Below are 24,231 nucleotides of genomic sequence, written 5' to 3'. Positions count from 1 at the left end.
GCGGTTACCAGGCTCGTCCGAGATAGCCGAGCAGTCGACGGTGTGCGGGCGCGTCCGCCGGTACCGTGACCTCCTCGTCGAACATCCCCGGCTTGCGGAACCCGTCGAGTCCGCCCATGGCGTGCATGGTGGTCAGCAGTTCGGCGCACAATTCGTCATCGGCGAGATCGGGGCGATCGATGGCCACCGCGATATCGACGCCGTGCGCGACGACCTCGGTGAGATGGACCATGGCGGCCGCCGGACCGGGGAGGTCGCCGAGTGCGATGCGCACGGTGCCGGTCAGGGCGTCGGGGCGATGCCAGGCGGCGCGGTCCACCTCGGCGGCCGCGGCGAACGCGCCCTGCGGATCGATGCCGAGCCAGTCGTCCTCGAGTCCGGCGCCCGCATCGGTCCCGCTCACTCCGGCCGCGAACCGGTGCATATTGCCGACGGCGTGATTGAGCACCGCATGCACATCCCAATCCTGACACGGCGTCGGCGCCGCGAGCCGGTCGCCGTCGACGGCGGCGATCACGATCGCACCCGTCATATCCAGTGCGCGGTCGATCTGTCCGATCACGTTGTCCATGGGCATCCTTCGCTCGAAGCGTCAGCAGAAGAGTTAGCACAACCGGGTGACATCCAAACTCGATCCAACGCCGGCCAGATCACGGAATCCAGCACGACAAGGACCCAAAAGTGTTGCGCCGATTCCTTTCCGGATCGAATGCACCGAGATGTGCACAGCCCTATCGAATTCCGCCCAGCAGTGCGGACCGCCAGCCGATAGGGCCGACGGTCCGCAGTGACGTATGCGAAATCCGTTATCCGAGAACCGGGTAATTGGCGCGGATCACCGACCGTGGGTCGCGCGCCCGCTTGGTCTCCCGCAACCGCGCCAAGGTCGACGAGTCGAATGCGGCGGCGGCCGTCTCCTCCGGAGTGAGGAAGGTGTAGGGCTTGAGCCCGCTGATGTGCGCGCCGATCGCGTCGACGATCTCGGCGCGTCGGGCCTTGACCGCGTCGACGATATGCGGAAGTCCGAGTCCCAACGCGTAGAGCAGATAGGGCTCGGTGACCGGTCCGCGCGCGCCACCGTCCGCGCCCGCCCTGGCGAATGCGCCGCCGAGATGGCGGATCTGGATATCGACCAGCGGTGCGACCGGCTCGTCGAGCAGAGTCTTCACGACCGCGTCGCCGAGGTCGGTGAGCAGTTCGGCGCGGGACAGCGACGGGCTGGGATCGGTTGGCTCCGCGGTGATTTCGCCGAGATTCGCCACCGACAACGCGCCGCGATTATCGGCGAGCGGCCCGTCGATCGCGTCCAACCGGGTCAGCAGGGACCGGCCGACCTCGGGATCGCCGAGGTAGGTGACATCCAACGCGACCATCGGCGGCGCGTCCGGAAACTGGAACCGGTGGAACCACACCGACAGTTCGTCGGGTGCGTCGGCGGTGATCTCCTGGAATGTCTCGAAGACCTCCGCCGTGCGCGCACCGTGCCACATCACCCGCCCGCCGTAGAGCCCCGGCGCGGGGAAGAGGTCGAATTCGAGCGCGGTTACCACTGCGAAATCGCCGCCGCCACCACACAATGCCCAGAACAGCTCCGGATCGTTCGCGGCGGTCACCCGAGTTCGTGTGCCCTCGGCGTCGACGATCTCGAAGGCGCGCACCGCATCCGAGGCCCAACCGTGCTTGCGGCCGAACCAGCTGAGCCCGCCGCCGAGGGTGTATCCGGTGACGCCGACCACCGGATTGCTGCCTGCGAGCCCGGTGAGTCCGTGTGCCGCGGCCGCGGCCTGCACCGAGCCCCAGTTCGCGCCCGCGCCCACCTTCGCCACCCGCCGCTCGGCATCGATCTCGACGCTGCCCAGTCCCCCGGTGCGCAGCAGGATCGCGTCCGCCACCCCGCCCGCGGCGCCGTGCCCGGTCGGCTGCGCGATCACCGGCACCCCGGCTCGACGTGCGTGGTCCACGACCGCCGCGACGTCATCCGCATCGCAGGCCCGCACCACCGCTGCGACCGGCTGGGTGACCGTCAAGGTCCACGGCCCCGCCGCCGCCTCGAAGCCCGCGTCACCCGGCACCAGCACCCGGCCGGATAGTTCAGCGCGCAGATCCCCGAATGTCATTGGTATTTCCTCACTTCGCAGCTGTGCTCGAAAGCACCTGCGGCCCGTGGATCGCGCCGCGACTACCCCAATGACGAAACAGGAGCGGCAAATGTAACAGCGGCCGCCCGAGCTTCTCGGACGGCCGCTGCGAAATCAGGTTTTATCAGGCCCTTCATCGGACTCGACGTCCTTCTTGTCGAGCCGGGCGATACCGGGTTCGGTGCCCTCGTCCGCCGCCTGATCCGGTTCCGGATGCTCGGGCTCGAAGGTCGCGGGCAGGCCCTTGATGTGCCGGTTCATCGACCGCACCAGCAGCACGGTCCCGGCGAGCAACACGAGGATGATCACCAGTCCGAGCGGCGACGCCTTGCCGAATTCGGGTCCGGTGGGCGTGCCGGGAGATTGCGCGAGGAGAACCAACATCACTGGTGCTCGTCTTCGATACCGGCGAACAGATCGGTCTCCGGCCGCGTGGAGTCGACCCTGGACTTGGCCAGTTCGAACTCCTCGGTCGGCCACAGCCGCTGCTGCATTTCCATCGGAATCGCGAAGAACGCGCCGTTGGGATCGATCTGGGTGGCGTGCGCGCGCAGGGCGTCATCGCGCTGCGGGAAGTACTTGGCGCACTCGATCTGGGTGGTCACCCTGGTCATGCCGTCCGGACGGCCCTGCCGGTAGGCGCGCGTCCGTTCCAACCACTCCTGCAGCGGAAACGGCTCACCGATCCGCTCGTATTCGGCGGCGAAGACATCCAGGCGGGCCATGGTGAAACCGTGGTCGTAGTAGATCTTCAGCGGCTGCCACGGCTCGCCCACATCCGGAAAACGATCCGGATCGCCGGCCGCCTCGAACGCGGCCATCGACACCTCATGGCAGCGGATGTGATCGGGATGCGGGTAGCCGCCGTTCTCGTCATAGGTGGTCATCACATGCGGCTTGAATTCGCGCACCACGCGGACCAGCGCCTCGACGGCTTCGTCCAGCGGGACCAGCGCGAAGCAGCCCTCGGGTAGCGGCGGCAGCGGATCGCCCTCGGGTAGGCCGGAGTCGACGAAACCGAGCCAGGTCTGGCGCACACCGAGTGCGGCGGCCGCGGCCTCCATCTCCTCGCGCCGGATCTCGTCGATCCGCTCCAGCACGCCGGGGGTGTCCATCGCTGGGTTGAGGATGCTGCCGCGTTCGCCGCCGGTCAGCGTGACGATGAGGACATCGTGGCCCTCGTCGGCATACCGTGCGGTCGTCGCGGCACCCTTGCTGGATTCGTCGTCGGGGTGCGCATGAACCGCCATGAGCCGAAAGCCACTCACGTCTCGTTCACCTCATCAACCACCGTCATACCTCGTACTCTCCGCCGCCGGGGTCCGATCTGCCTGTCCCTATAGTTCCATTCGACAGACTTTTGTTCCGACGTACCCCCCGGAGTGAGACGGCATGAGTGAAACGCCCGGTGACACGCCGATCGACCGACGTGCCGACCGGTACGGAACCACGCCACGCCCGACGCGCCGCTGGATTCCGTTCGCACTCGGCGCGGTCGTGCTCGCCGCGGGTCTCGGGGTCGCCTACGTCGGCTTCCAGAAGTACGGACCGGAGGACATAGACGCCGAGCAGCTCGGATACACCGTCGTCGACGACTCGACCATCTCGGTCCATCTCAAGGTCACCCGCAAGGATCCGCAGCAGCCGGTGGTGTGTTTCGTCCGCGCGATGGCCAGGGACGGGTCCGAACTGGGCCGCCGCGAGGTGCTGATCGAGCCGTCCGGTAGCGGCACCATCGAGCTGACGACCACCGTCCGCGCCTCCGCCCGCCCGGTGTCGAGCAGCGTTTACGGCTGCAGCGATGACGTGCCGAAGTATCTGCGGGCGGGCTGATCCCGGGCAATAAACAACCGAGGCGTCCACAAAATGAACGCCGACCTGCATGTTTGTGATTCATGCTAAAATGGCGTGATACACGGTTCCGGGGCTCGGAGCCGTGTTTGCTGCATTGGCGGCCAGCGCTGTCAGTTCCGGGTTAGTGAGTTTGCCGGACCTGAGGCCTGTCGGGGTTCGATGAACTTCCCCAGGATGGCACTAGCCGTCGGCTGGTGCGTGCCCGCCCCCTGTGGGCACTGCAGCGGATCAGGGAACCCGGCCTCGGCCGGGAACAACTACTAGGGAGTGATCGAGATGACTGAGACGCAAGTGACTTGGCTGACCCCGGAGTCGCACGACAGGCTCAAGGGTGAACTCGACGCGCTCATCGCCAATCGTCCGGTCATCGCCGCCGAGATCAACGAGCGCCGCGAAGAGGGCGACCTCAAGGAAAACGGCGGATATCACGCCGCGCGTGAAGAGCAGGGTCAGCAGGAAGCGCGCATCCGGCAGCTGCAGGAGCTGCTGAACAACGCCAAGGTCGGCGTCGCGCCCACCAAGTCCGGCGTCGCATTGCCGGGTTCGGTCGTCAAGGTTTACTACGACGGTGACGAATCCGACACCGAGACCTTCCTCATCGCGACCCGCGAAGAGGGTCTCAACGATTCCAAGCTCGAGACCTACTCGCCGAATTCGCCGCTCGGTGGCGCGCTCATCGATGCGAAGGTCGGCGATACCCGTGAGTACACGCTGCCCAACGGCAAGACCATGAAGGTCACGCTGGTCAGCGCCGAGCCGTACCACAGCTGATCTCAGGCCAGAGGCCATGAAGAACGGCCGCATCCGGAAAGTACGGATGCGGCCGCTCTTCGTTTCCATATCTAGTTCGCCAGTGCCTGTTCGACGTCGGCCAGCAGATCGCTGACGTCCTCGATGCCCACCGAGAGCCGGACCAGATCGTCCGGCACTTCGAGCTGCGAGCCCGCGGTGGAGGCGTGCGTCATGGCGGCCGGGTGTTCGATCAGCGATTCCACGCCGCCGAGCGATTCGGCGAGGGTGAAGATCTTGGTGCGCGAGCAGAACTCGTGCGCCGCGTCTTTGCCGCCGTTGAGCCGCACCGAGATCATGCCGCCGAAGCGCTTCATCTGCTTGTCGGCGATGGCGTGGCCCGGGTGCTCGGCCAGGCCTGGGTAGATGACCTGTGAGATGGCCGGATGCCTGGTCAGGAATTCGGCAATGGTTTCGGCGTTGTCGCAGTGCCGATCCATCCGCACCGCGAGGGTCTTGGTGCCACGCAGGGTGAGGAAGGCGTCGAACGGGCCGGGCACCGCGCCCGCACCGTTCTGCAGAAAGGCGAATGCCGCATCGAGTTCCGGATCGTTGGTGATCAACGCACCGCCCACGACATCGGAGTGTCCACCAAGGTACTTGGTCGTCGAATGCGTGACGATGTCGGCGCCGAGCAGCAGCGGCTGCTGCAGGTACGGCGTCGCAAAGGTGTTGTCCACCACCAGTTTCGCGCCAGCGACGTGCGCGACCTCGGCGAGTGCCGGAATATCGCCGATGCTCAGCAGCGGGTTGGTGGGGGTTTCGATCCAGATCAGCTTGGTGTTCGGACGGATCGCGGCGCGCATCTCGTCGACATTGAATACATGCGCGGGCGAATGCTCGATGCCCCACTGGCTGAAGACCTTGTCGATCAGCCGGAAGGTGCCGCCGTAGGCGTCGTCGGGGATGACGATGTGGTCACCGGGGCGCAGCGTCGCCCGCAGCGCACAGTCGGTGGCGGCCATGCCGGAGGCGAATGCGCGTCCGTAGCGGCCCGATTCGAGCGCGGCGAGGTTCGCCTCGAGTGCGGTCCTGGTCGGGTTGCCGGTACGGCCGTATTCGTAGCCTTCGCGCAACCCGCCCACCCCGTCCTGGGCGAACGTCGAACTCGCGTAGATGGGCACGTTCACCGCACCGGTCCGCGCTTCGGGTTCATATCCGGCGTGCACGGCCCTGGTGGAGAATCCCAGCTCACTCATGGGATCAGCCTAAACCCGGGCGATCGGCGGGCTATCGGCCGGATCATCTGTTGTGACCCGATCCCGGCTTTCGCGGCGGCGACGGCGGTAGGTTGAGCTCATGCTGAGCGTTGATGAACTGTTCGCGATCGATGCCTTGTTGACCGAGGACGAGCGCGAGATCCGCGATACCGTCCGCACGTTCGCGAATCATCGGTTGCGGCCGCAGATCGCGGAATGGTTCGAGGCAGGGACGTTCCCGGCCCGTGAGCTTGCGCCGGAACTCGGCAATGTCGGGTTGCTCGGTATGCACCTGGAGGGCTACGGATGCGCGGGCCTTTCGGCGACCGCCTACGGTCTGGCCTGTCAGGAGCTCGAGGCGGTCGATTCGGGTGTGCGGAGCATGGTTTCGGTGCAGGGTTCGCTGGCCATGACCGCGATCCACAAGTTCGGTTCCGAGGAGCAGAAGCAGCAGTGGCTGCCGGATATGGCGGCCGGGCGCGCGCTCGGCTGTTTCGGTCTCACCGAGCCGGATTTCGGCTCGAATCCGGGTGGCATGCGAACCAGGGCCAAGCGCGACGGCACCGACTGGGTGCTCAACGGCTCCAAAATGTGGATCACCAACGGATCGGTGGCCGATATCGCGGTGGTGTGGGCGCAGACCGAGGACGAGGGCAGGCAGGTGGTGCGCGGCTTCCTGGTCCCGACGGACGCGCCCGGATTCACCGCGCGCGAGATGCATCACAAGTTGTCGTTGCGCGCGTCGGTGACCGCGGAGTTGGACTTCGACGACGTGCGGCTGCCCGCCGATGCGGTGCTGCCGCAGTCGCGCGGACTGAGTTCCCCGCTCGCGTGTCTGAGCGAGGCGCGGTTCGGCATCATCTTCGGCGCGCTCGGCGCGGCGCGCGACTGTCTGGCCGCGACCATCGAGTACGCGCGGACCAGGGAGGTCTTCGACAAGCCGCTGGCCGCCTACCAGCTGACCCAGGCGAAGCTCGCCGATATGGCGCTCGAATACGGCAAGGGCCAGCTGCTCGCGCTGCAGGTCGGCAGGTTGAAGGATCGTGGCGAAGTGCTGGCCGAGCAGATCAGCGCGGGCAAGTTGAACAGCACCCGGGAGGCCATCGCCATCGCCCGCGAATGCCGGACCATCCTCGGCGCCAACGGCATCACACTGGACTATCCGGTGCTGCGGCACGCGAACAACCTCGAGTCGGTACTCACCTATGAGGGCACGGCGGAGGTGCACCAATTGGTGCTCGGAAAAGCACTTACGGACTCGAACGCGTTTCGATGACAAACTCAGGAGTCAGCGCAGGTCGCGGGGGTCGTCGTAGCGCATGTATTCGCCGGTGTGGGAGAAGCCACCCTGATGGGAGTAGTCGTCTTGTATGGCGTCTGCCCAGCCCTGGCCGCGGGCGGCTTGCTGGTCCATCCAGATTTGTTCGCGGACGGCGTCTTCGCGGCCGCGATGGCAGGGCTGGCCGTGGCCCCTGACGGCGGGCATTTCGCTTTCGAGATCGCTCATCCAGCCCTCCCAGCGCCGCCGCATGGGGCGGATCAAGCCGCCGCCGACGCCGACCACCAGGATGCCGCCGATGGTGGCGAGCACGGTGATGAGGATCGGCATGGTCACCGAGGTCGCCACCCCGATTTGGTCGAGTGCGGCGACGATGCCGACACCCCAGATGAATACCGCCGCGATCCGGCCGATAATCGCGCCGTAGGACAGGCCACCGAGCATATTCGCGACCATGTCGCGCACGGCATGTGCGAGGGCGCCGACGATCACCACGATGACGATCGCGACGGCGGCCTTGGGTAGCCAGGAGATGATGCCGTTGAGCATCGCGCTGACCGGATTCGGGCCGAACACCCCGAAGCCGAGTTGCAATGCGATCAGCAGAATCGCGTAGTAGCCGAGTTTCGCGAGCAGATCCGAGGCGCCATAGCTGCTGCGCGCGAGCATCTGCTCGAGTCCGCCATGCTCGACCAGTCGGTCGAAGCCGACCCGATCCAGCGCGCGAACCACGATCGCCGCGACCATCTTCGCGATGATCCAGCCGATGAGCATGATGACCAGGAATCCGGCCAACTTGGGGACGAATGTCGCGATTGAGCTCCAAGCGTCGGAGAACCCTGTCTGGAAATCGATAGCCGAACTGGAGGTGTGCATAGCCCTTCCCTTCGCTATCCGATTACGCCGAGGCGGTTTGCCGAAGCGGCTTCGAGGCCGGTTATACCCCGCGCCCACCACCAGAATTGTCTAGTTTGCGAAGAATTTGCCAAATTCAGACAATCGGAGCACAACAGTCAGGGATTGTCCGATAAATTCCTAGCCACTCATAGTCCGAACCGGATCAGCCGCCCCGGACGCGCACCGCGATGACCGCCTGCGAAGTTCCGAATTCCGAAGAAGGATGCGGTAGTTGGGAGAACATTCGGTCAGGCCGGACTGCCGCAGCATGCCGACCCTCGCCACACCCCGATGCCACGAATCCTGGTGCACGACCGGCACATTCACCATCGCAGACTGGTCGGCCTACTTTCACAACGCGAATTGCACCGTGTAGAGAACATTGTTACTGCCTGTCATCGCTGTGCCATCTTGATGTCACCGAATCGGCAAGGGACGAGGCGCAAGCTTGATCGCATCGAAATGTCCGTGGAGGTACACGATGTACGCGCTCTCTTCCGACCCCGCCTGCCGGTTGCTCTCGATCCCGTTGGGAGCCAGCCATGTTCGTGCGTAGTAGCGGCCCGATCATCGAGGGCGCGCGAGCGCTGCCGGATCAACGTGAATTGGTCGCCGCCTTCGGCGGACATCCGGTCGAGCCGGGACAGGATCATCCGCTCATTCCGCTGGCACACGCGCTCGCCGACCTGCACCGGCAGCGGCACGGCGATCCGCTCGCCACCGCCGGAATCGATTGCCGCCGAGCCGAACTCGTCTCCGCCATCGATACCTGGGTGATCACGCGAGTGCCGCAGCGGCGCTCGACCGCACATATCCGCGCCGAATCCATCGGCGCGACCATGGATCGGATGGCCGCCGCCTACGTGCACGCCAGCCACCTATTGCATACCGCCGAGAAGGTCACCGACGATCGCGTGCACGCGGCCTGGTACCGCCTCGCTCTGCTCGCCGATCAATGGAGCGACCTCATTATCGGTGCCGCCCAAGTCAATTCGCGCCCCCGCCGAACCGCATGACGGGAACGCGAACGCTCAGATAGAGCCCGTGCTCAGGAATCCGAGCAGATCGTGGCGAGTGATCACACCGACGGGCTTGCCGTCCTCGACCACCATCAACGCATCGGTATCCGACAGCGCCTTGGTCGCTGCCGAAATGGGCTCGCCCGAGCCGATCAGCGGGAACGACGGGCTCATGTGCTTGGCGACCGAATCCGTCAGGTGCGCACGGCCTTCGAAGACCGCCGACAGCAGGTCACGCTCGGTCACGCTGCCCGCGACCTCGCCCGCCATCACCGGCGGCTCGGCGCCGACGACCGGCATCTGTGAAACCCCGTACTCGCGCAGGATCTCGATCGCATCGCGCAGGGTCTCCGACGGGTGGGTGTGCACCAGATCCGGCAGCGCACCCGACTTGCCGCGCAGCACATCGCCGACCAGCGGCTCCGCCGCGCCGTCCATCCGATCACGCAGGAAGCCGTAGGAGCTCATCCACTGGTCGTTGAAGATCTTCGACAGGTAGCCGCGGCCGCCGTCGGGCAGCAGTACGACCACGATTGCGTCCGGATCGCGCCGGGCGACCTCGATGGCCGCGATCACCGCCATACCGCAGGAGCCGCCGACCAGCAGCCCCTCCTCGCGCGCGAGCCTGCGGGTCATATCGAACGAGTCGGCATCGGAGACGGCGATGATCTCGTCCGGCACGGCCGGGTCATAGGCCGAGGGCCAGAAGTCCTCACCGACGCCCTCGACCAGATACGGCCGACCGGTGCCGCCCGAGTACACCGAACCCTCGGGATCGGCGCCGACGATCTGCACCTTGCCGCCGGAGACTTCCTTCAGATACCGACCGGCGCCGGTGATGGTGCCGCCGGTACCGACACCGGCCACGAAATGGGTGACCTTGCCGTCGGTATCGCGCCAGATCTCCGGGCCGGTGGTCTCGTAGTGGCTGTCCGGGCCGCCCGGGTTGGAGTACTGGTCCGGCTTCCACGCGCCATCGATCTCGCGGACCAGCCGGTCCGAGACGCTGTAGTAGCTGTCCGGGTGGTCCGGGGGCACCGCGGTCGGGCACACCACGACTTCGGCGCCATACGCGCGCAGCACGTTGCGCTTGTCCTCACTGACCTTGTCCGGGCAGACGAACACGCACTGGTAGCCGCGCTGCTGCGCGACCAGCGCGAGCCCGACACCGGTATTGCCGGAGGTCGGCTCGACAATGGTGCCGCCCGGCCGCAGCGCGCCGGAGGCCTCGGCCGCCTCGATCATCTTCACGGCGATGCGGTCCTTGGAGCTACCGCCCGGATTCAGATATTCGATCTTGGCCGCGACAATGCCTGCATTGGGGCCCACCACCGAGTTCAATCGAACCAGCGGCGTATTGCCGATGAGGTCAACGACGTGATCAGCGATGCGCATGCCCCTATCGTTGCAGAAGGGGTCGGTATCCGTGCGCGCGCGTCCAGCCCGACAAATCGCACATGACGGCGATCACTTCCCTAGGATCGCAAATATGAAGCAGCCGAACATCGCTCGCGCCGCGACAGTTCTGGCCGGAGCGGCAGTGGCCGCCGGAGTCGTCGGGGCCGCCCCCGCCCAGGCCGCGACAGTTCAGTTCCCGCAGGTGCCGACACTGGCGCACGGTGGCCTCTGCTGGACGACCATCCGCACCTGGGCCGACACCAGTGCGCAGTGGCCGGGCCGGGCCGTTCTCAATGTGCGCGCGGATCCTGCGCTGGGTCTCGGACCCGGTGACTATCCGCTCGCTCCGCTGTGTGAGGTCCGCACCACCGTCGCGTGGCGCAATCTGAATACCGGCGCGACGGGCAGCTACGACAACAACGTGGTCACCGGCCTCTACGGCAGCATTCAGTACGCCCTGTTCCAGGACACCGGTCCGGGACGCGTCGAGGTCACCGTCAGCACCGACACCGCGAGCGTCCCCGCGCACGGGTGGTTCGACGTTCCCGGCGACCCGCCCGCCTGAGCCGCGCAACAAGTCTGCTCCCTGGCTACTGCAGAGCCCGAGCGTGGCGGCTCATCTCATATTGCCTCCGAACGCAACAACTGATTTCGTATGTACATGGGTAACTCATCGGGCACGCCCAGAAGCTGTGGCGTACCGAACCGCCGGCCCGGAACGCAACTACCGTGACTCCCAACGACCGGCAAAAGGTGCGGGGAGGCGGGGCAGCATGGAAGACCGCGGCAGTGACGGGTGCCGCAACTGTATTGGCCGGTTCCGGCGCCGGGACCGCATGGTGGGCGACCTATCGGCTGCTCATGGCACAGGCCGGTGTCGCGCGCGGGGTCATCGGGCGTGATACGTCGAAACCGCCCGAAGCCGACGGGATCTACACCGCGGGCTGCCTCGCGCCGCAGCCGTGGCGCACCGGGCTGCATGCCGACGTACACCTGATGATCTTCGGCGATTCGACCGCGGCCGGAGTCGGCTGCGTATCACCTGAGGAAGTCCTCGGCGTGCGCATTGCACGCGGCCTCGCCGAGACCACCGGACAGCGAATCCGGTTGAGTACCAAGGCCATATCCGGTGCGACCTCGAAGGGGCTGGCCGGACAGGTCGACGCGATGTTCGTCGCCGGACCGCCGCCGGATGCCGCGGTCATCCTCATCGGGGCCAACGACGTCACCAAGAAGCACTCCATCCGCGCCTCCGCGCACCGGCTCGCCGCCGCGGTGGCCCGCCTGCGCCGTGCCGACAGCATCGTGGTGGTCGGCACCTGCCCGAATCTCGGCACCGTCGTGGCAATTCCGCAGCCGCTGCGGACGGTGGTCCGTAACTGGAGCATCCGCTTGGCGCGGGCCCAATCGGTCGCGACCACGATGGCCGGTGGCATCCCGGTGGCAATGGGTGACCGGCTCGCCTCGGAGTTCCGTGCGGCACCCGAGCAGCTGTTCTCCGAGGACGGATTCCACCCCTCGGCGGCGGGTTACGAACGGGCGGCCGCGCTGCTGCTCCCGGTCCTGATCGAGGCACTCGAGGAGACGACCCCCGGTTCCCGCCCAACAGGACGCGACGTAGATTCGATTCGAACGCACAAGTAACAAACGGTTCGAAGACCGCGTTTCGGACACCGTCCGGACGCACAATGACCGTCCAACAAAGGAGTCCTCATGCCCGAGGCCGTCATCGTTTCCTATGCTCGCTCGCCGATCGGCCGCGCCGGAAAGGGCTCGCTGGTGAGCATGCGGCCGGATGACCTCGCGGCCCAGATGGTCCGCGCGGCCCTGGACAAGGTTCCCGGCCTCGACCCCACCCAGATCGACGATCTGATCCTGGGCTGCGGCCAGCCCGCCGGTGAGGGCGGTTTCAACATGGCCCGCAACGTGGCCGTGCAACTCGGCTACGACACCCTGCCCGGCGTCACCCTGAACCGCTACTGCTCCTCCTCGCTGCAGACCACCCGGATGGCCTTCCACGCCATCAAGGCCGGTGAGGGCGACGTGTTCATCTCCGCCGGTGTCGAGACCGTGTCGCGGTTCCCGAAGGGCACCGCAGACGGCTGGCCGGACACCCACAACCCGGAGTTCGCCGAGGCCGAGGCCCGCACCGCCAAGCGCGCCGAAGGCGGCGCCGACCTGTGGACCGATCCGCGTGCGGCGGGCATCCTGCCCGACGTCTACATCGCCATGGGCCAGACCGCCGAGAACGTCGCCCAGTACACCGGCATCACCCGTGAAGACCAGGACCATTGGGGCGTGCGCTCGCAGAACCGCGCCGAGGAGGCCATCAAGGCCGGGTTCTTCGAACGGGAGATCACCCCGGTGACCCTGCCCGACGGCACCATCGTCACCACCGACGACGGCCCGCGCGCCGGCACAACCTACGAGAAGATCTCGCAGCTCAAGCCGGTGTTCCGCCCGGACGGCACCATTACCGCCGGTAACGCCTGTCCGCTCAACGACGGTGCTGCCGCGCTGGTCGTCATGAGCGACACCAAGGCCAAGGAACTGGGCCTGACCCCGCTGGCGCGCATTGTCGCCACCGGCGTCTCCGGGCTGTCCCCCGAGATCATGGGCCTCGGCCCGATCGAGGCAGTCCGCAAGACCCTGAAGACCGCCAAGATGACCATCGACGACCTCGACCTGTACGAGATCAACGAGGCATTCGCCGTCCAGGTCCTCGGTTCCGCCCGTGAGCTGAATATGGACCTCGACAAGCTGAACGTGTCCGGTGGCGCCATCGCCCTCGGCCACCCGTTCGGCATGACCGGCGCCCGCATCACCGCCACCCTCATCAACAACCTCCAGACCCACGACAAGCAGTTCGGCCTGGAGACCATGTGCGTCGGCGGCGGCCAGGGCATGGCCATGGTCATCGAGCGTCTCAGCTAGCTTCCGGGCCCTCGGGGCGACCCACGAAAACCGTTGACCGGCTCCCTATCCGGCCTGATAGGAAGCCGGTCGATGTTTCATCGGTTGAGCCTCGCAAAGAACGGCTCCCTTCCCGATCGGGAAGGGAGCCGTTCTCGGTCGAATCACTAATCGTTGTTGAAGTAGCTCAGCAGGCGCAGGATTTCGGTGTAGAGCCAGACCAGGGTGACTGTCAGGCCGAGGGCGACGCCCCAGGCGGCCTTCTCCGGGGCCTGGGCGCGGATGAGCTGGTCGGCGGCGTCGAAGTCGACCAGGAAGCTGAAGGCCGCGACCGCGATCACGACCAGACTGAAGATGATGGCGAGGGGGCCGCCGTCACGCAGGCCGAGGCCGCCGTCGATGAAGAAGCTTGCGATCAGGTTGCCGACGATCAGGACCAGAATGCCGACGATCGCGCCGAAGATCATCCGGGTGAAGCGCGGGGTGACGCGGATCGCGCCGGTCTTATAGACCACCAGCATGCCCGCGAAGACGCCGAAAGTGCCGAGTACGGCCTGCGCGATCAGCGGTTTACCGCCGACGCCGCCGAATTCGATGTTCGTGAAGATGAACGAGAACGCGCCGACGAACAGACCTTCGAACACCGCGTACGAGAGCACGACGACCGGATTGTCCATCTTCCTGGCGAAGCCCGCGACCAGCACCAGCACGAAGCCGATCAGGCCACTGCCGTAGACGAACAGCGGTGCCAGCGCATTGTTCGCGTCGGTCAGGCCGTAGGAGATGATCGCCGACAGCGCGAGCACACCGAGGGTGATGGCGGTCTTGGTGACCACATCGTCGATGGTCATGGCCCGGGTGGCCGGGGCCTGCTGATACTGGGGGTACTGCGGGTACTGACCGGCCTGCTGGGTCATCTGGCCCGCGCCCGCCACCCCTGATCCGAAGTTGGCATAGCCACTGCCCTCTTGCCGAGGCAGCTGTCTGAAAACCGGATTGCTAGTGGTACGCAACGTCGATGCCTTTCTGGAGTTGTGGCTCACGTCGCCGTGGCCGGCCGCTAGCGACTGCTTGCAGGTCGCTCGAAAAGATCAGTCCCGAGCCGTCTCATGCGAGCCGGTCGCTCGATATCCAACTAGGTTGTCCAACGTGTATCGACCCGGCCGAGTTCCCGAGCGACCCTTCGGTACGGACAATTCGGACTCTACTACCGCTGAACGTCGCGCAGTCCACGCACGGATCGCGTCACCGTGAATTTCCGATTGCGACCGATCACCTCGGTCTGGCCGACCATCCGCTGGACCACGCCGCGATAGTTCAGATGTGAGTTGTAAACCGTCCACAGTTCACCGCCGGGACGCAGCACTCGACCGGTTTCGGCGAACATCTTGATCGCCGATCCGGTGTGCACGGCGGCGCCGACATGGAACGGCGGATTGCACAGCACCAGATCGGCGCTGTTGTCGGCGGCGCAGGACATGGCGTCGTCGCGCACCACGGTCACTCGATCGGCGACCTCGTTGACCACCGCGGTCGCCCGCGCCGACGCCACCGCGGCGGCCGACTGATCGGTGCCGACCACCCGGATGCCTGGCCGGGCCTTGGCCAGCGCGACCGCCAGAATGCCGGTACCGCAACCGAGATCGATGGCATCGCGGGCATCGGGCTTCATCCACTTGAAGTGCTGCAACAGGAATCGGGTTCCGATATCCAATTTGGCGCCGGAGAACGCGGCGCCGTGCGCGACCACGTCGATATCGATATCGTCGATCCGCTCGCGCACCGGAAACGGCGGCGCGGCAACCGGTTTCGGCCCACTCACCAATAGCGTGCGGGACTTCTGCCGACCCCGGCTCGCGCGCACCTGCGAGAACGATTCGGCCAGTACATCGTTCATGGACTTGGTCAGATATTTGTCGCGCCCGCCCGCGAATACGGTCACCTCGGGATCCGCGTAGCGGGCGATGGCATCGGCGACCTCGGTCAGTCCGGCGAGCATGCGCGGTAGTCGCAGCAGCACGACCTCGGCGTCGGCGAGCAATTCTTTGGAAAGCGCGTGTGCGGTATAGCGATCCGCGAGACCGAGCGCGCGGGCATTGTTGGCCAACGCGAGTTCGCCGGTGAGCAGGTCCTGATGGACACGGATATCGCACAGATCGTGTCCGGCGATCGCGCCGAGGGTGAGCGCGCCGTAGGCGTCGCCGATCACCGCGATCCGGCCGCTGCCAGCGGTATCGATGGCCTCGGCGGCGACGTCGAGAATCAGCCGGTCGGCGGCATCGACGGCGTAGAGGTTCAGCGCCTCCACATCCGGGTACCGCCGCAGCCGGCCAAGTACGTCCTCGACATCTTCCACACCTCAAGTGTGCTAGATCGTTGCCGATGGATCGCGTCCACCCCGGCATGTCTGCGACACTCCGGTGCCAAACACCGGGTCATCGCAAATGCCCGACGGCGTGAACCGCGGCCAATACCATCAGCCACATGCGTAACAGGATGGTGCTGTTGGTCGCCGCCGTGGCGACGGTGCTCGTCGGCTGCGGCGACGGCGGGTCCAGCTCGAATACCACGACCACCGCGCCGACCACGACCGGCACCTTCACCGATGCACCCGACACCGCACCGCGCGATGCGGGGCCCAAGCGCGGGACCCCGTCCACCGACGCGGGCCTGACCGTGTCCGGCATCCGGATCGGGCACCATGCGGGCTTCGATCGCGTGGTCTACGAACTCGGCGGTGCGGGCACGCCCGGCTGGATCGTGCAGTACACCGAGCAGGCCGTCCAGGACGCCAGCGGCAAGGTCGTCGATGTCGCGGGCCGCTCGATTCTGGAGGTCCAGATCACCGGGTCGGCGTATCCGTTCGACAATGGCGTGACGCCGTATTCGGGTCCCGATCCGGCCACCGATCCCAGTGCGCCGGTAGTCGCGGGGGTGTACCGGAGCGGGGTCTTCGAGGGCACGACCCAATCGTTCATCGGGGTGAATACCGATCGTCCGGCCTTCGAGGTCAGCACCCTGACCAATCCCACTCGGCTGGTCATCGATATCGCGAATACCTAGCCGGTGCCCGATACGGCCACGGGGTATCAGCCGGCGACGCCGGGGCGCTCTCTAGAATGACGCTGTGGTCGAACCGCAGCCGCCTTCGCGCACCACCGGACTCGTCCGGGTGCTCGGCGTATTGGTGCTGCTCGCAGGCATTGTCGCCATGCACGCCGGAGTTTTCGCGGTCGCTCCCGCCCATGACCACCACACGATGGCGACGATGGCACTGCCCGTCGACCACAACGCTGCCGCCGAACCGGACTGCACCGATGACGGTTGCGGCCACGCACACGGCGGCATGCACGCCTGCGTTTTCATCCTGACCGCCGTCGCGGTCGCCCTGATGTTCGTCCTGCTCTACTGGATCACCCTCGATCGACCGGGTGGCGGTACGTCGAAAACGCGCCAGTGGCGGCCGATACGCGAACGCGCACCACCGTGGACCGTGCTGTCCCTGGCCGAATTGTCGATTCTGCGGATCTGACAGACCCCACCGCGCCCGTAACAACGGACGCGGCTGCAACCTGCCCGAAAAACCGTTCATTCGCAATTCCTCAGGAGCACAGACATGTTCAGCACCCGTAGCCGAATCACCGGCGCCATTGCCGCAATGTCCACCGCCGCCGCGCTTTTCGCCGGAGGTTGTGGCAATGACGACTCCATGCCGGGGACGGATCACGGCTCCGCGTCGGCGAGCTCCGGAAAGCCCGCTGCCCGAAGCGATTTCAACGACGCGGACGTGACCTTCCTGCAGATGATGTACCCGCACCACGCGCAGGCGGTCGAGATGGCGCGGCTGGTGCCGAGCCGCACTCGGAACGAGCAGGTGCGCGCGCTCGCCGCGGATATCGAGAAGGCGCAGTCACCGGAGATGGAACAGATCACCAAGTTGCTGGAGAGCTTCGGTAAGCCCGCGCCCACCAGTTCCGGCCATGGCGGGCACAACATGGAGATGACGACCAGCATGAATATGCCCGGCACGACCACAATGCCCGGCATGATGTCGAACGAGCAGATGAACAAGCTGGCAGCGGCTTCCGGCGCCGACTTCGACCGGCAGTGGCTCGAGCTGATGATCGAGCACCACACGGGAGCGATCGCCATGTCGAACACCGAACTCACCGGCGGCGTCAATCCGGACGCGAAGGCTCTCGCCACCGCCGTCGTCGCCGCCCAGCAGGCCGAAATCGGCACCATGCGCGGGTTGCTCGGCCAGCGCTGACACCGCGTCGCGGAGCACACCGGGACCATCGCGTTCCGGTGTGCTCCGCACCGACCACGCGGTTCTGACCAGCGCTTTTTCGGCCGTTCGATATCGGTTGGTCATCGATATCGGTTCGGTCGGCTGACGTCGACGGTCGCGAACAAGTACGGTCTTTACGTCCGGCTTCCTACGCTCCTCCAGCGGCCGGATGTTCGGAGGGGAAGAGGGGAACCGACATGCGACGACTAGAGCGGACGGGCCTCGTCGCCGCGGCGGCAGCGACCGCGGTGGGTGTTCTGACCATCGGCGCGTGCTCGAAACAGATCAACGGCAGCGCGCAGGTCAACCAGACCGAACTGGCCGCATACGCCTCTGAGGTCACGGCGTCGTCGGTGGCCGCGTCCTCCTCCCGCGCGGCGGCGGCCGAACGTGCGGCGGGCACCGCCTGCGACACCTTCACCAGCGCGAACAGCAGCTCGATCCGGAGCTTCAACGATTACATCGACGCGAGCAACAACAAGGGCGTCAACGATCCGGAGACCAACGCCAAGGCCAATGACGCCGTCACCGCGCTGCGCAACAACGCCCGGACCATCGACTCGAAGGTGACCTCCGACGTGCCGTTGGCCGTCGCCGGCCCGCTGCGCAGTTACCGCGACGACACCAACGCCCTGGCCGACACGCTCGACCGGCGCGCGCCGACCGATACCCTCAACGCCGCGATCGACAAGTTCAACGCCACCAAGAACGTCGCCGAGGACGCCTGTAAAGCCCACTGACACAGTCTATTTCGCGTTCCCGTCGGCACGGTTGAAGAAGTCTTCGAGCAGTTCGTTGAACGGGGCGCCGGTGTCGGGCACCAGATGCCCCATACCGGGGCAGACGGCGCGCTCGGCGTCGGTGCGCTCGGCGAGCGCGTCGCAGATCGCCTCGTAGACCGGCCGGTCACCGCCCGAGACGACCAGGATCGGAAAGGAGGCGGCGCGCAACGCGTCCAGCGGCGGTTCCGCTTCGTCCGGCGGGCGCGCACCCTGTAGTTGCCGCATGCCGTCCAGTAGCACCTGCGGGATGGGGTCGCTCAGCGTTATGGGCACGCCCGCGACCGGGAAGAATCGCGCCAAACCGGCTTCCGGCGAGGCCGACGTGTCCTCGATGATGTCGCGCGTCACCTTACTCGTGGCATCGACTTCCGGATTGCCCCTCGCGACGGCGAACAGCGGCGGTTCGACGACGGTGAGCGATCGGATGTGCTCCGGCCGCAGCGCGGCAGCGTACAGCGAGACCAGTCCGCCGTAGGAGAAACCGACCAAGTGCACCGGCCGGTCCAGGAGCTGGTCGGCGACGAGCCTGGCTTCCGGCTCGAAATCCTGTCTGGCAGCGGGAGTTTCGCCGTGACCGGGCCGATCCGGCGCGAGCAGGGTCCACCGCTCGGTGAGCGGCCGTTGTCCCCGCCAGGTCTCGCGTCCACCGAGGATCCCGCCGTGCACGAGCACCACCGGCGGACCGGCACCCCAACTGTGTACATGCAGGTCGATCTCGGGCCCACCCGTCACCCGACCACCACCCCTGTCGAATCGCTACGCGATGCCCTCATATCTACTCCTCACAGTGTCGGTGCGAGCAGCAATTGCGCCAGCGTATCTGCGACCCACGCCTCGGCATCAGCGGCGCTCCAGCCGCGTCCTCGATGAGCCTGCCGAAACGCCGGTGTGGCACAGGCGGTTTCGCCGGATCTGATCTCGCCCGAGCGCGTCAGGCACGGTGTCGAATCGCTGTTGAGCGAGGATACCGCCCGACGCGCGGCCACGGCGCTGAGCGACGAAATACGGCAGCTGCCGACGGCGGCGATGGTTGCCAAGGAGCTGTGTCAGGGATGAATCAAGCGCCGGGCGGGACGGTCGGCTGCCAGGGGGCGGGCTGCTCCGGGGTGCGCGGCTGTGGACGGCGGCCGCGCCGCTCGAAGAGCACGAGGGCGATACCGGTCAGCGAGGCGGCGACGGCGACGAGCGCGAAGATGAACGCGGTGCCCGGAAAGCCGACCGCCCCGATCACCGCGGCGACGATGGCGACGAGTCCGCCGATGATCAGCAGGACGAACCCGGGCCAATTTCTGGCGTCCGCCAAGGTAATTCCCGGCTGCGGCTCGGTCGCGCGGGCGATATCCGGAGCGTCGTCGAGCGGGGGAATCTCCCACGGCCCTTCCGCTGTCATGGTGGTACCTCACATTTCGCTGTCAGGCTGGGTGCTTATGCCTGATGCCTATAAGGTGCCCCCGATGTGACGATCCGAAACAGGCAGGCGGGCCAGCCGATGGCACGAGCAGACGGATGGCAACCTCATGAAGTCAGCGACTCCGGAAGGCGGTTCGGTAGGTGTGCGGGCTGGTGCCGACCACCCGTTTGAAGCGGTCGCGGAAGGCGGTGGGCGAACCGAACCCGACCTGGCTGGCGATGCGGTCGACCGGATGGTCGGTGGCTTCGAGCAGGTATTGGGCTTGGCGAATGCGGGCGCGGTGCAGCCATTGCAGCGGGGTGGTGCCGGTCTGTTCGCGGAAGCGGCGGTTGAGCGTGCGCGGACTCATACCGGCTCGAGCCGCGACATCTTCCAGGGTGAGAGCGTTCGCGGCGTGCTCCTCCAGCCAGCGCAGCAGCGGTTCCATCGACGCACCCTGCGGGGTCGGCGGCTGGTCGTGCACGATGAATTGCGCCTGTCCCCCTTCGCGTTCCAATGGCATGACCGCGAGTCGGGCGGCGTCCGCGGCCACCGCGGAACCGTGATCACGGCGAATCATGTGCAGGCACAGGTCGATTCCGGCGGCGGCACCGGCGGAGGTAAGGAATTGTCCGTTGTCGACGTAGAGCACGTCGGGGTCGACATCGATGGCGGGATAGCGGGCGGCGAGGGTCGGGGCGGCGATCCAGTGTGTGGTGGCGCGCCGCCCGTCGAGCAGACCGGTGGCGGCGAGGATGAATGCGCCGACGCAGATCGAGGCGATGCGGGTGCCGTTGGCCGCCGCCGCGCGCAGTGCCTCGATGACCTCGTCCGGGACCGCGACGGTGGGGTCCGCGCAGCCGGGAAGCACGATCGTGTCGGCCTCGGCCAGTGCCTCCAGCCCCCAACGCGCCTTGATGGTGAACAGTTCGGTCTCGACCGTCGGCGTGGCCGCGCAGACGCGAACCCGGTAGGCGGGTCGGCCGTCGGGTAGGCGGCTGCGGGTGAAGGATTCGATCGGCGTGGACAAGTCGAAGGGCAGGACCTGGTCCAGCGCGAGAACGGCCACGGTGTGCATGCCGATACCGTAGGTGATCGCGAGGTTCCCGCCAATGGCTGTGACCTGTGGCATTGCCAATCCTTGCAGTTCAGAGCACCTGGCGAGAATCCGTTGACATATGGCAATTCCGCCAGTTCCGGCACCGCTCGGCGATCATTACCGTCGGCAGCACCGACAAGATGAAGGAGCTGACACGGTGCTCGCCCAGTTCGTACTATTCGACGGATTCGATCCGCTTGATGTCATCGCACCGTTCGAGGTGCTCGATGCCGGACATCTCCTTACCGACAGCGAATCAACGATCGAATTCGTCTCCGCCGAGGGCGCGCGCCGGGTGCCGAGCGGCATCCCCGCGATCTCACTCGACGCCACCGCCCGACTGGATCCGGATCGCGCGGACCTCGTCGTGATCCCAGGCGCGGCCGGCAACCTACCCGATGGGCCGAATGATCAACGGCCGGACACCATTCCGATGATTCTCGCCCGCAGCCTGGGTACCGATCTGCCCGCCCTACTGCGAGAAGCAGTCGAGCGCACGGATACGACTGTGGCCACGGTATGCGGCGGCTCCCTGCTCCTCGCAATGGCGGGCCTGATCAAAGGGCGTTCCGCGACAACACATCGCCTCGCGATGGACACCCTCACCACCACCGGCGTCGATGCCATCGATGCCCGCGTGGTCGACGACGGCGACCTGATCTCCGGCGCCAGCGTCACCTCCGGCCTCGACCTCGGCCTGTATCTGGTGGAACGCGAATTGGGGCCGCGCATCGCGAATGCGGTGGAGAAGCTCATCGCCCATGAGCGCCGCGGCACGGTCTGGCGCAACACGGGCCACGTCCCCGCCATCGCTATCTGAGCGCCGCACGTGACGAAACTTCTACTCTCCCTGCATGTTCTGGCGGCAATTATCGCCATCGGCCCGGTAACGGTGGCGGCCAGCATGTTTCCCGCCACCGTCCGCCAGGTCCAGACCGACCCACATCGCTTGGCCATCGCACGCAACCTGCATCGCATCTGCCGCGTCTACGCCACCATCGGCATCGCCGTTCCGGTCTTCGGGCTGGCCACCGCCGCAGGCCTCGGTGTCCTCACCGATACCTGGCTCACCGTATCCATTGCCCTGACCGGTGTGGCCGCCGGAATCCTCGCGCTGGCGATCCTGCCCGACCAATCCCGTATCCTCGCCGCCTTGCCGCAGACCATCCCCGCCACCGCCCAATTGGCCATGCTCACCGGCATCTTCAACCTCCTGTGGGCCGTGGTCACCGTCCTGATGATCGTCCGCCCCGGCTCGACGACCGGGGCGTGACCAAAGATTCAGTGCGGCAGTGGGTTTCCGGGCACGAGGACGACTTTTCCGGTGACGGTGCCGGATTCGGCGAGCTCCATCGCGCGGGCGGCCTCGGTCAACGGAATACGAGCGGCCACCTGCGCACGCAGGCTGCCCGCCGCGGCCAGCTCGAATACCGCGCCGAGATCCGCGGCGATCGCGGCGCGGAACCGGGTGCGGTTGCGCTGGCCCGACCAGATATTGAAGAAGTGCGCATTCCGCTTGTTGGGCAATAGGTTCCACCAAATCAATCGGCCCACCAGCGCGAGCACCGGGAGGCGCGAGTTGCCCGGATCGTCTTTGGTGGACGCGGTGCCGTAGGAGACCAGCGTGCCGTGCGATGTGAGCAGGCGGAACGAATCGACGATCCCGGGCCCACCGACATGATCGAACGCAGCGTCGACCCCGCCCGGCGCAAGCGCTCGAACCTGTGCCACCACATCGCCGCGGTAGTCGATCGCCTCCGCGCCCAATGCCGCGACCGCATCGGCATGCCGTGCGGACGCCGTGCCGATCACCCGGATACCCGCGTGGCGGGCCAGTTGCACCAGCGTCGAGCCGACGCCGCCGTTGGCGCCGTGCACCAGAATGGTCTGACCTGCGCGAACCTTGGCGATGCGATGCAGCATCTGCCATGCGGTAATACCGTTCACGACGAAGGTCTCGGCCGCGGCGGGATCCAGGCCATCGGGCACCGGAACCAGATCCGCGGCGGCCAGCACGATATGACTCGACCAACCACCGATCTTGGTCAGTGCGGCGACGCGTCGGCCGAGCAGTGCCGGATCCACGCCGGGTCCGATCGCGGTCACCGTGCCGACCAGGTCATAGCCGGGCACGAACGGGAAGGGCGGCTGGTCGTAGTACTTCGCGCGGCGCATCTGCTGTTCGGCGAAGGAGACGCCACTGGCCTCGACCGCGATCATGGCCTCACCGTCGGCCGGTGCGGGCAGTTCACGGTGCGTGACCTGCAAGCCCGCCGGGTCGACTGGGCCGGGCAGCAGAATCTGGGTTGCCTGGCTGTTCATCGGTTTGCCTTTCGATGCAGAGTGAGTGATCGAACAGTCACTCTATGGTTAAAAAGAGTGCCCCCGCAGGGGCAACGGTCGTTTGAAACAACTACTCCTCACGTCGTCGGATCGACGTGCCGAATACCGGCACTCAGCATTCGCGCCCAGTCGGCATCGAGACCATCGAGCCCGAGCGTGGTGATGAGATGACAGAGTTGGCCGTAGGCGATGAAGCGCTGCACGGCCGCGTCATCGGCACCGGAGCGCGTCTTCGCGAAGCTCGCCACGCGCTCGAGCCCACGACGCACCGCATCGGCGACCTCTGGAATATCGACCGCCGATTGCGCATGCACCTGCAGCAGCAACAGATTTCGATCGGCGATCAACTCCGCATACGCCGCACCCATTTCGTGCAGGATGGCATCGGGTTCGGCACCATCGACCCGCGCGGCACCCGCGGACAGCGCTCGCTCCACCAGTTCGTAGCACCGGTCCAGCGCCGCGATGAACAACGCGATCTTGCCGGGAAACAGCTTGAATACGTAGGCGGGCGAGATATTCGCCCGCGCCGCAACCGCATTGATGGGCGTCCCGTGGTATCCGGTCTGCGCGAATTCGGCGATCGCGGCATCGACCACCGTATCGCGCCGGATCTCCGACGTAGAAAGGACAACACCGCGTCTGCTCATGTGAGTGACTATACACTCACTCTCCCCGCCGCTGTCAATTCGCACGTCTCCTCAGACCAGCGCCGAATCCAAATCTGAAGTGGCACAATGATTTCAACCAGATCAATTCCGTCGGCGGTGCGGCGACACCCCTTCGAATCGGTCTCGGCAATGTTCATCTCGCGCAGCCGATCCGCAGGACACGGGCCGA

28 protein-coding genes are annotated in these 24,231 nt (G+C 66.3%); 14 read left to right on the top strand and 14 right to left on the bottom strand.

Translation table 11 applies throughout. The features are described 5' to 3' along the window. Positions 1-4: 4 nt before the first annotated feature. The 4 genes from ACQPZ2_RS07915 to mca form a co-directional block, all read right to left on the bottom strand. Entirely contained in the window at positions 5-571 is a 567-nt protein-coding gene (locus ACQPZ2_RS07915; RefSeq protein WP_433524954.1) for a TIGR03086 family metal-binding protein, read from the bottom strand. A 235-nt stretch (positions 572-806) separates the two neighbouring features. After that, on the bottom strand, positions 807-2,117 hold the full coding sequence (locus ACQPZ2_RS07910) for an FAD-binding oxidoreductase (protein WP_433524953.1): 1,311 nt from the start codon (positions 2,115-2,117) through the stop codon (positions 807-809). Positions 2,118-2,252: 135 nt separating this feature from the next. Next, a complete protein-coding gene (locus ACQPZ2_RS07905; protein ID WP_433527353.1) occupies positions 2,253-2,522 on the bottom strand; it encodes a hypothetical protein in 270 nt (89 codons plus the stop codon). Further along, entirely contained in the window at positions 2,522-3,388 is an 867-nt protein-coding gene (mca, locus tag ACQPZ2_RS07900; RefSeq protein ID WP_433527352.1) for a mycothiol conjugate amidase Mca, read from the bottom strand. Before mca ends, ACQPZ2_RS07905 begins: the two co-directional genes overlap by 1 nt. A gap of 142 nt (positions 3,389-3,530) precedes the next feature. Here mca and ACQPZ2_RS07895 point away from each other — a divergent pair, with 142 nt between their 5' ends. Continuing rightward, on the top strand, positions 3,531-3,971 hold the full coding sequence (locus tag ACQPZ2_RS07895) for a DUF4307 domain-containing protein (RefSeq protein ID WP_433524952.1): 441 nt from the start codon (positions 3,531-3,533) through the stop codon (positions 3,969-3,971). 297 nt (positions 3,972-4,268) lie between these two features. Continuing rightward, positions 4,269-4,763 carry a transcription elongation factor GreA gene (gene greA / locus ACQPZ2_RS07890; RefSeq protein WP_040695247.1) on the top strand — a complete coding sequence of 165 codons (495 nt, stop codon included), beginning with the start codon at positions 4,269-4,271 and terminating at the stop codon, positions 4,761-4,763. A gap of 71 nt (positions 4,764-4,834) precedes the next feature. Here the strand turns inward: greA and ACQPZ2_RS07885 are convergent, their stop codons facing one another. After that, on the bottom strand, positions 4,835-5,980 hold the full coding sequence (locus ACQPZ2_RS07885; RefSeq protein WP_063036519.1) for a cystathionine gamma-synthase: 1,146 nt from the start codon (positions 5,978-5,980) through the stop codon (positions 4,835-4,837). A 100-nt stretch (positions 5,981-6,080) separates the two neighbouring features. Here ACQPZ2_RS07885 and ACQPZ2_RS07880 point away from each other — a divergent pair, with 100 nt between their 5' ends. Beyond that, positions 6,081-7,256 (top strand): acyl-CoA dehydrogenase family protein, encoded by a 1,176-nt coding sequence (locus tag ACQPZ2_RS07880; RefSeq protein WP_433524951.1) that lies wholly within the window; start codon positions 6,081-6,083, stop codon positions 7,254-7,256. A gap of 12 nt (positions 7,257-7,268) precedes the next feature. On the opposite strand, the gene ACQPZ2_RS07875 is transcribed toward ACQPZ2_RS07880, so the two are convergent. Then, a complete protein-coding gene (locus ACQPZ2_RS07875; RefSeq protein ID WP_433524950.1) occupies positions 7,269-8,135 on the bottom strand; it encodes a mechanosensitive ion channel family protein in 867 nt (288 codons plus the stop codon). Between the two features lie 563 nt (positions 8,136-8,698). On the opposite strand from ACQPZ2_RS07875, the gene ACQPZ2_RS07870 reads away from it, so the two are divergent. After that, positions 8,699-9,172 carry a DUF4254 domain-containing protein gene (locus tag ACQPZ2_RS07870; protein WP_433524949.1) on the top strand — a complete coding sequence of 158 codons (474 nt, stop codon included), beginning with the start codon at positions 8,699-8,701 and terminating at the stop codon, positions 9,170-9,172. 15 nt (positions 9,173-9,187) lie between these two features. On the opposite strand, the gene ACQPZ2_RS07865 is transcribed toward ACQPZ2_RS07870, so the two are convergent. Then, positions 9,188-10,570, bottom strand: a complete 1,383-nt coding sequence (locus ACQPZ2_RS07865; RefSeq protein ID WP_433524948.1) for a cystathionine beta-synthase — start codon at positions 10,568-10,570, stop codon at positions 9,188-9,190. Positions 10,571-10,664: 94 nt separating this feature from the next. Between ACQPZ2_RS07865 and ACQPZ2_RS07860 the strand changes: the two genes are divergently transcribed. From ACQPZ2_RS07860 to ACQPZ2_RS07850, 3 genes are all read left to right on the top strand, one after another. Continuing rightward, on the top strand, positions 10,665-11,138 hold the full coding sequence (locus tag ACQPZ2_RS07860) for a hypothetical protein (protein WP_433524947.1): 474 nt from the start codon (positions 10,665-10,667) through the stop codon (positions 11,136-11,138). A gap of 224 nt (positions 11,139-11,362) precedes the next feature. Then, positions 11,363-12,217 (top strand): SGNH/GDSL hydrolase family protein, encoded by an 855-nt coding sequence (locus ACQPZ2_RS07855; protein ID WP_433524946.1) that lies wholly within the window; start codon positions 11,363-11,365, stop codon positions 12,215-12,217. A 69-nt stretch (positions 12,218-12,286) separates the two neighbouring features. Continuing rightward, positions 12,287-13,507 carry an acetyl-CoA C-acetyltransferase gene (locus tag ACQPZ2_RS07850; protein WP_063036539.1) on the top strand — a complete coding sequence of 407 codons (1,221 nt, stop codon included), beginning with the start codon at positions 12,287-12,289 and terminating at the stop codon, positions 13,505-13,507. A gap of 146 nt (positions 13,508-13,653) precedes the next feature. Here ACQPZ2_RS07850 and ACQPZ2_RS07845 read toward each other — a convergent pair whose 3' ends face one another. Together ACQPZ2_RS07845 and ACQPZ2_RS07840 are read right to left on the bottom strand one after the other, a co-directional pair. Beyond that, positions 13,654-14,499 (bottom strand): Bax inhibitor-1/YccA family protein, encoded by an 846-nt coding sequence (locus ACQPZ2_RS07845; RefSeq protein ID WP_433524945.1) that lies wholly within the window; start codon positions 14,497-14,499, stop codon positions 13,654-13,656. A 194-nt stretch (positions 14,500-14,693) separates the two neighbouring features. Further along, positions 14,694-15,842: a class I SAM-dependent methyltransferase gene (locus tag ACQPZ2_RS07840; protein ID WP_433524944.1), complete on the bottom strand. Its 1,149-nt coding sequence runs from the start codon at positions 15,840-15,842 to the stop codon at positions 14,694-14,696. Positions 15,843-15,970: 128 nt separating this feature from the next. Here ACQPZ2_RS07840 and ACQPZ2_RS07835 point away from each other — a divergent pair, with 128 nt between their 5' ends. The 4 genes from ACQPZ2_RS07835 to ACQPZ2_RS07820 all read left to right on the top strand — a co-directional run bounded on the left by ACQPZ2_RS07835 (position 15,971) and on the right by ACQPZ2_RS07820 (position 18,517). Beyond that, complete coding sequence (locus ACQPZ2_RS07835) at positions 15,971-16,549, top strand: AMIN-like domain-containing (lipo)protein (RefSeq protein WP_433524943.1); 579 nt, start codon at positions 15,971-15,973, stop codon at positions 16,547-16,549. A 64-nt stretch (positions 16,550-16,613) separates the two neighbouring features. Further along, positions 16,614-17,018, top strand: a complete 405-nt coding sequence (locus ACQPZ2_RS07830) for a DUF6153 family protein (RefSeq protein WP_433524942.1) — start codon at positions 16,614-16,616, stop codon at positions 17,016-17,018. 84 nt (positions 17,019-17,102) lie between these two features. Then, on the top strand, positions 17,103-17,756 hold the full coding sequence (locus ACQPZ2_RS07825) for a DUF305 domain-containing protein (protein WP_433524941.1): 654 nt from the start codon (positions 17,103-17,105) through the stop codon (positions 17,754-17,756). Between the two features lie 269 nt (positions 17,757-18,025). Continuing rightward, positions 18,026-18,517: a hypothetical protein gene (locus ACQPZ2_RS07820; RefSeq protein WP_433524940.1), complete on the top strand. Its 492-nt coding sequence runs from the start codon at positions 18,026-18,028 to the stop codon at positions 18,515-18,517. Positions 18,518-18,523: 6 nt separating this feature from the next. On the opposite strand, the gene ACQPZ2_RS07815 is transcribed toward ACQPZ2_RS07820, so the two are convergent. Continuing rightward, positions 18,524-19,291 (bottom strand): alpha/beta fold hydrolase, encoded by a 768-nt coding sequence (locus ACQPZ2_RS07815; RefSeq protein ID WP_433524939.1) that lies wholly within the window; start codon positions 19,289-19,291, stop codon positions 18,524-18,526. A 156-nt stretch (positions 19,292-19,447) separates the two neighbouring features. On the opposite strand from ACQPZ2_RS07815, the gene ACQPZ2_RS07810 reads away from it, so the two are divergent. Next, a complete protein-coding gene (locus tag ACQPZ2_RS07810; RefSeq protein WP_433524938.1) occupies positions 19,448-19,615 on the top strand; it encodes a hypothetical protein in 168 nt (55 codons plus the stop codon). A gap of 1 nt (position 19,616) precedes the next feature. On the opposite strand, the gene ACQPZ2_RS07805 is transcribed toward ACQPZ2_RS07810, so the two are convergent. Together ACQPZ2_RS07805 and ACQPZ2_RS07800 are read right to left on the bottom strand one after the other, a co-directional pair. After that, complete coding sequence (locus tag ACQPZ2_RS07805; RefSeq protein ID WP_433524937.1) at positions 19,617-19,949, bottom strand: hypothetical protein; 333 nt, start codon at positions 19,947-19,949, stop codon at positions 19,617-19,619. 133 nt (positions 19,950-20,082) lie between these two features. Next, positions 20,083-21,027, bottom strand: coding sequence for a GlxA family transcriptional regulator (locus ACQPZ2_RS07800; protein WP_433527351.1), 945 nt, complete (start codon positions 21,025-21,027; stop codon positions 20,083-20,085). Between the two features lie 178 nt (positions 21,028-21,205). Between ACQPZ2_RS07800 and ACQPZ2_RS07795 the strand changes: the two genes are divergently transcribed. Together ACQPZ2_RS07795 and ACQPZ2_RS07790 are read left to right on the top strand one after the other, a co-directional pair. Then, the gene (locus ACQPZ2_RS07795) at positions 21,206-21,868 is read left to right on the top strand and encodes a DJ-1/PfpI family protein (RefSeq protein ID WP_433524936.1); all 663 of its coding nucleotides are present in this window, start codon (positions 21,206-21,208) and stop codon (positions 21,866-21,868) included. A gap of 9 nt (positions 21,869-21,877) precedes the next feature. Beyond that, entirely contained in the window at positions 21,878-22,321 is a 444-nt protein-coding gene (locus ACQPZ2_RS07790; protein WP_433524935.1) for a hypothetical protein, read from the top strand. 8 nt (positions 22,322-22,329) lie between these two features. Here the strand turns inward: ACQPZ2_RS07790 and ACQPZ2_RS07785 are convergent, their stop codons facing one another. Continuing rightward, the gene (locus ACQPZ2_RS07785; protein WP_433524934.1) at positions 22,330-23,370 is read right to left on the bottom strand and encodes a medium chain dehydrogenase/reductase family protein; all 1,041 of its coding nucleotides are present in this window, start codon (positions 23,368-23,370) and stop codon (positions 22,330-22,332) included. Between the two features lie 98 nt (positions 23,371-23,468). Continuing rightward, a complete protein-coding gene (locus ACQPZ2_RS07780; RefSeq protein WP_433524933.1) occupies positions 23,469-24,041 on the bottom strand; it encodes a TetR/AcrR family transcriptional regulator in 573 nt (190 codons plus the stop codon). Positions 24,042-24,231: the final 190 nt, after the last annotated feature.

Origin of the sequence: Nocardia pseudovaccinii (genome assembly GCF_050942345.1) — a bacterium.
GTDB classification, from domain to species: Bacteria; Actinomycetota; Actinomycetes; order Mycobacteriales; family Mycobacteriaceae; genus Nocardia; species Nocardia pseudovaccinii.
The sequence above is the reverse complement of the archived record's forward strand: the minus strand, read 5'-3'. Positions and strand labels throughout refer to the sequence as shown.

Coding starts and splice junctions, on each gene's coding strand:
- ACQPZ2_RS07915 (WP_433524954.1), bottom strand. CDS start 571: ATGGACAACGTGATCGGACAGATCGACCGCGCACTGGATATGACGGGT.
- ACQPZ2_RS07910 (WP_433524953.1), bottom strand. CDS start 2,117: ATGACATTCGGGGATCTGCGCGCTGAACTATCCGGCCGGGTGCTGGTG.
- ACQPZ2_RS07905 (WP_433527353.1), bottom strand. CDS start 2,522: ATGTTGGTTCTCCTCGCGCAATCTCCCGGCACGCCCACCGGACCCGAA.
- mca (WP_433527352.1), bottom strand. CDS start 3,388: ATGGCGGTTCATGCGCACCCCGACGACGAATCCAGCAAGGGTGCCGCG.
- ACQPZ2_RS07895 (WP_433524952.1), top strand. CDS start 3,531: ATGAGTGAAACGCCCGGTGACACGCCGATCGACCGACGTGCCGACCGG.
- greA (WP_040695247.1), top strand. CDS start 4,269: ATGACTGAGACGCAAGTGACTTGGCTGACCCCGGAGTCGCACGACAGG.
- ACQPZ2_RS07885 (WP_063036519.1), bottom strand. CDS start 5,980: ATGAGTGAGCTGGGATTCTCCACCAGGGCCGTGCACGCCGGATATGAA.
- ACQPZ2_RS07880 (WP_433524951.1), top strand. CDS start 6,081: ATGCTGAGCGTTGATGAACTGTTCGCGATCGATGCCTTGTTGACCGAG.
- ACQPZ2_RS07875 (WP_433524950.1), bottom strand. CDS start 8,135: ATGCACACCTCCAGTTCGGCTATCGATTTCCAGACAGGGTTCTCCGAC.
- ACQPZ2_RS07870 (WP_433524949.1), top strand. CDS start 8,699: ATGTTCGTGCGTAGTAGCGGCCCGATCATCGAGGGCGCGCGAGCGCTG.
- ACQPZ2_RS07865 (WP_433524948.1), bottom strand. CDS start 10,570: ATGCGCATCGCTGATCACGTCGTTGACCTCATCGGCAATACGCCGCTG.
- ACQPZ2_RS07860 (WP_433524947.1), top strand. CDS start 10,665: ATGAAGCAGCCGAACATCGCTCGCGCCGCGACAGTTCTGGCCGGAGCG.
- ACQPZ2_RS07850 (WP_063036539.1), top strand. CDS start 12,287: ATGCCCGAGGCCGTCATCGTTTCCTATGCTCGCTCGCCGATCGGCCGC.
- ACQPZ2_RS07835 (WP_433524943.1), top strand. CDS start 15,971: ATGCGTAACAGGATGGTGCTGTTGGTCGCCGCCGTGGCGACGGTGCTC.
- ACQPZ2_RS07825 (WP_433524941.1), top strand. CDS start 17,103: ATGTTCAGCACCCGTAGCCGAATCACCGGCGCCATTGCCGCAATGTCC.
- ACQPZ2_RS07805 (WP_433524937.1), bottom strand. CDS start 19,949: ATGACAGCGGAAGGGCCGTGGGAGATTCCCCCGCTCGACGACGCTCCG.
- ACQPZ2_RS07800 (WP_433527351.1), bottom strand. CDS start 21,027: ATGCACACCGTGGCCGTTCTCGCGCTGGACCAGGTCCTGCCCTTCGAC.
- ACQPZ2_RS07785 (WP_433524934.1), bottom strand. CDS start 23,370: ATGAACAGCCAGGCAACCCAGATTCTGCTGCCCGGCCCAGTCGACCCG.
- ACQPZ2_RS07780 (WP_433524933.1), bottom strand. CDS start 24,041: ATGAGCAGACGCGGTGTTGTCCTTTCTACGTCGGAGATCCGGCGCGAT.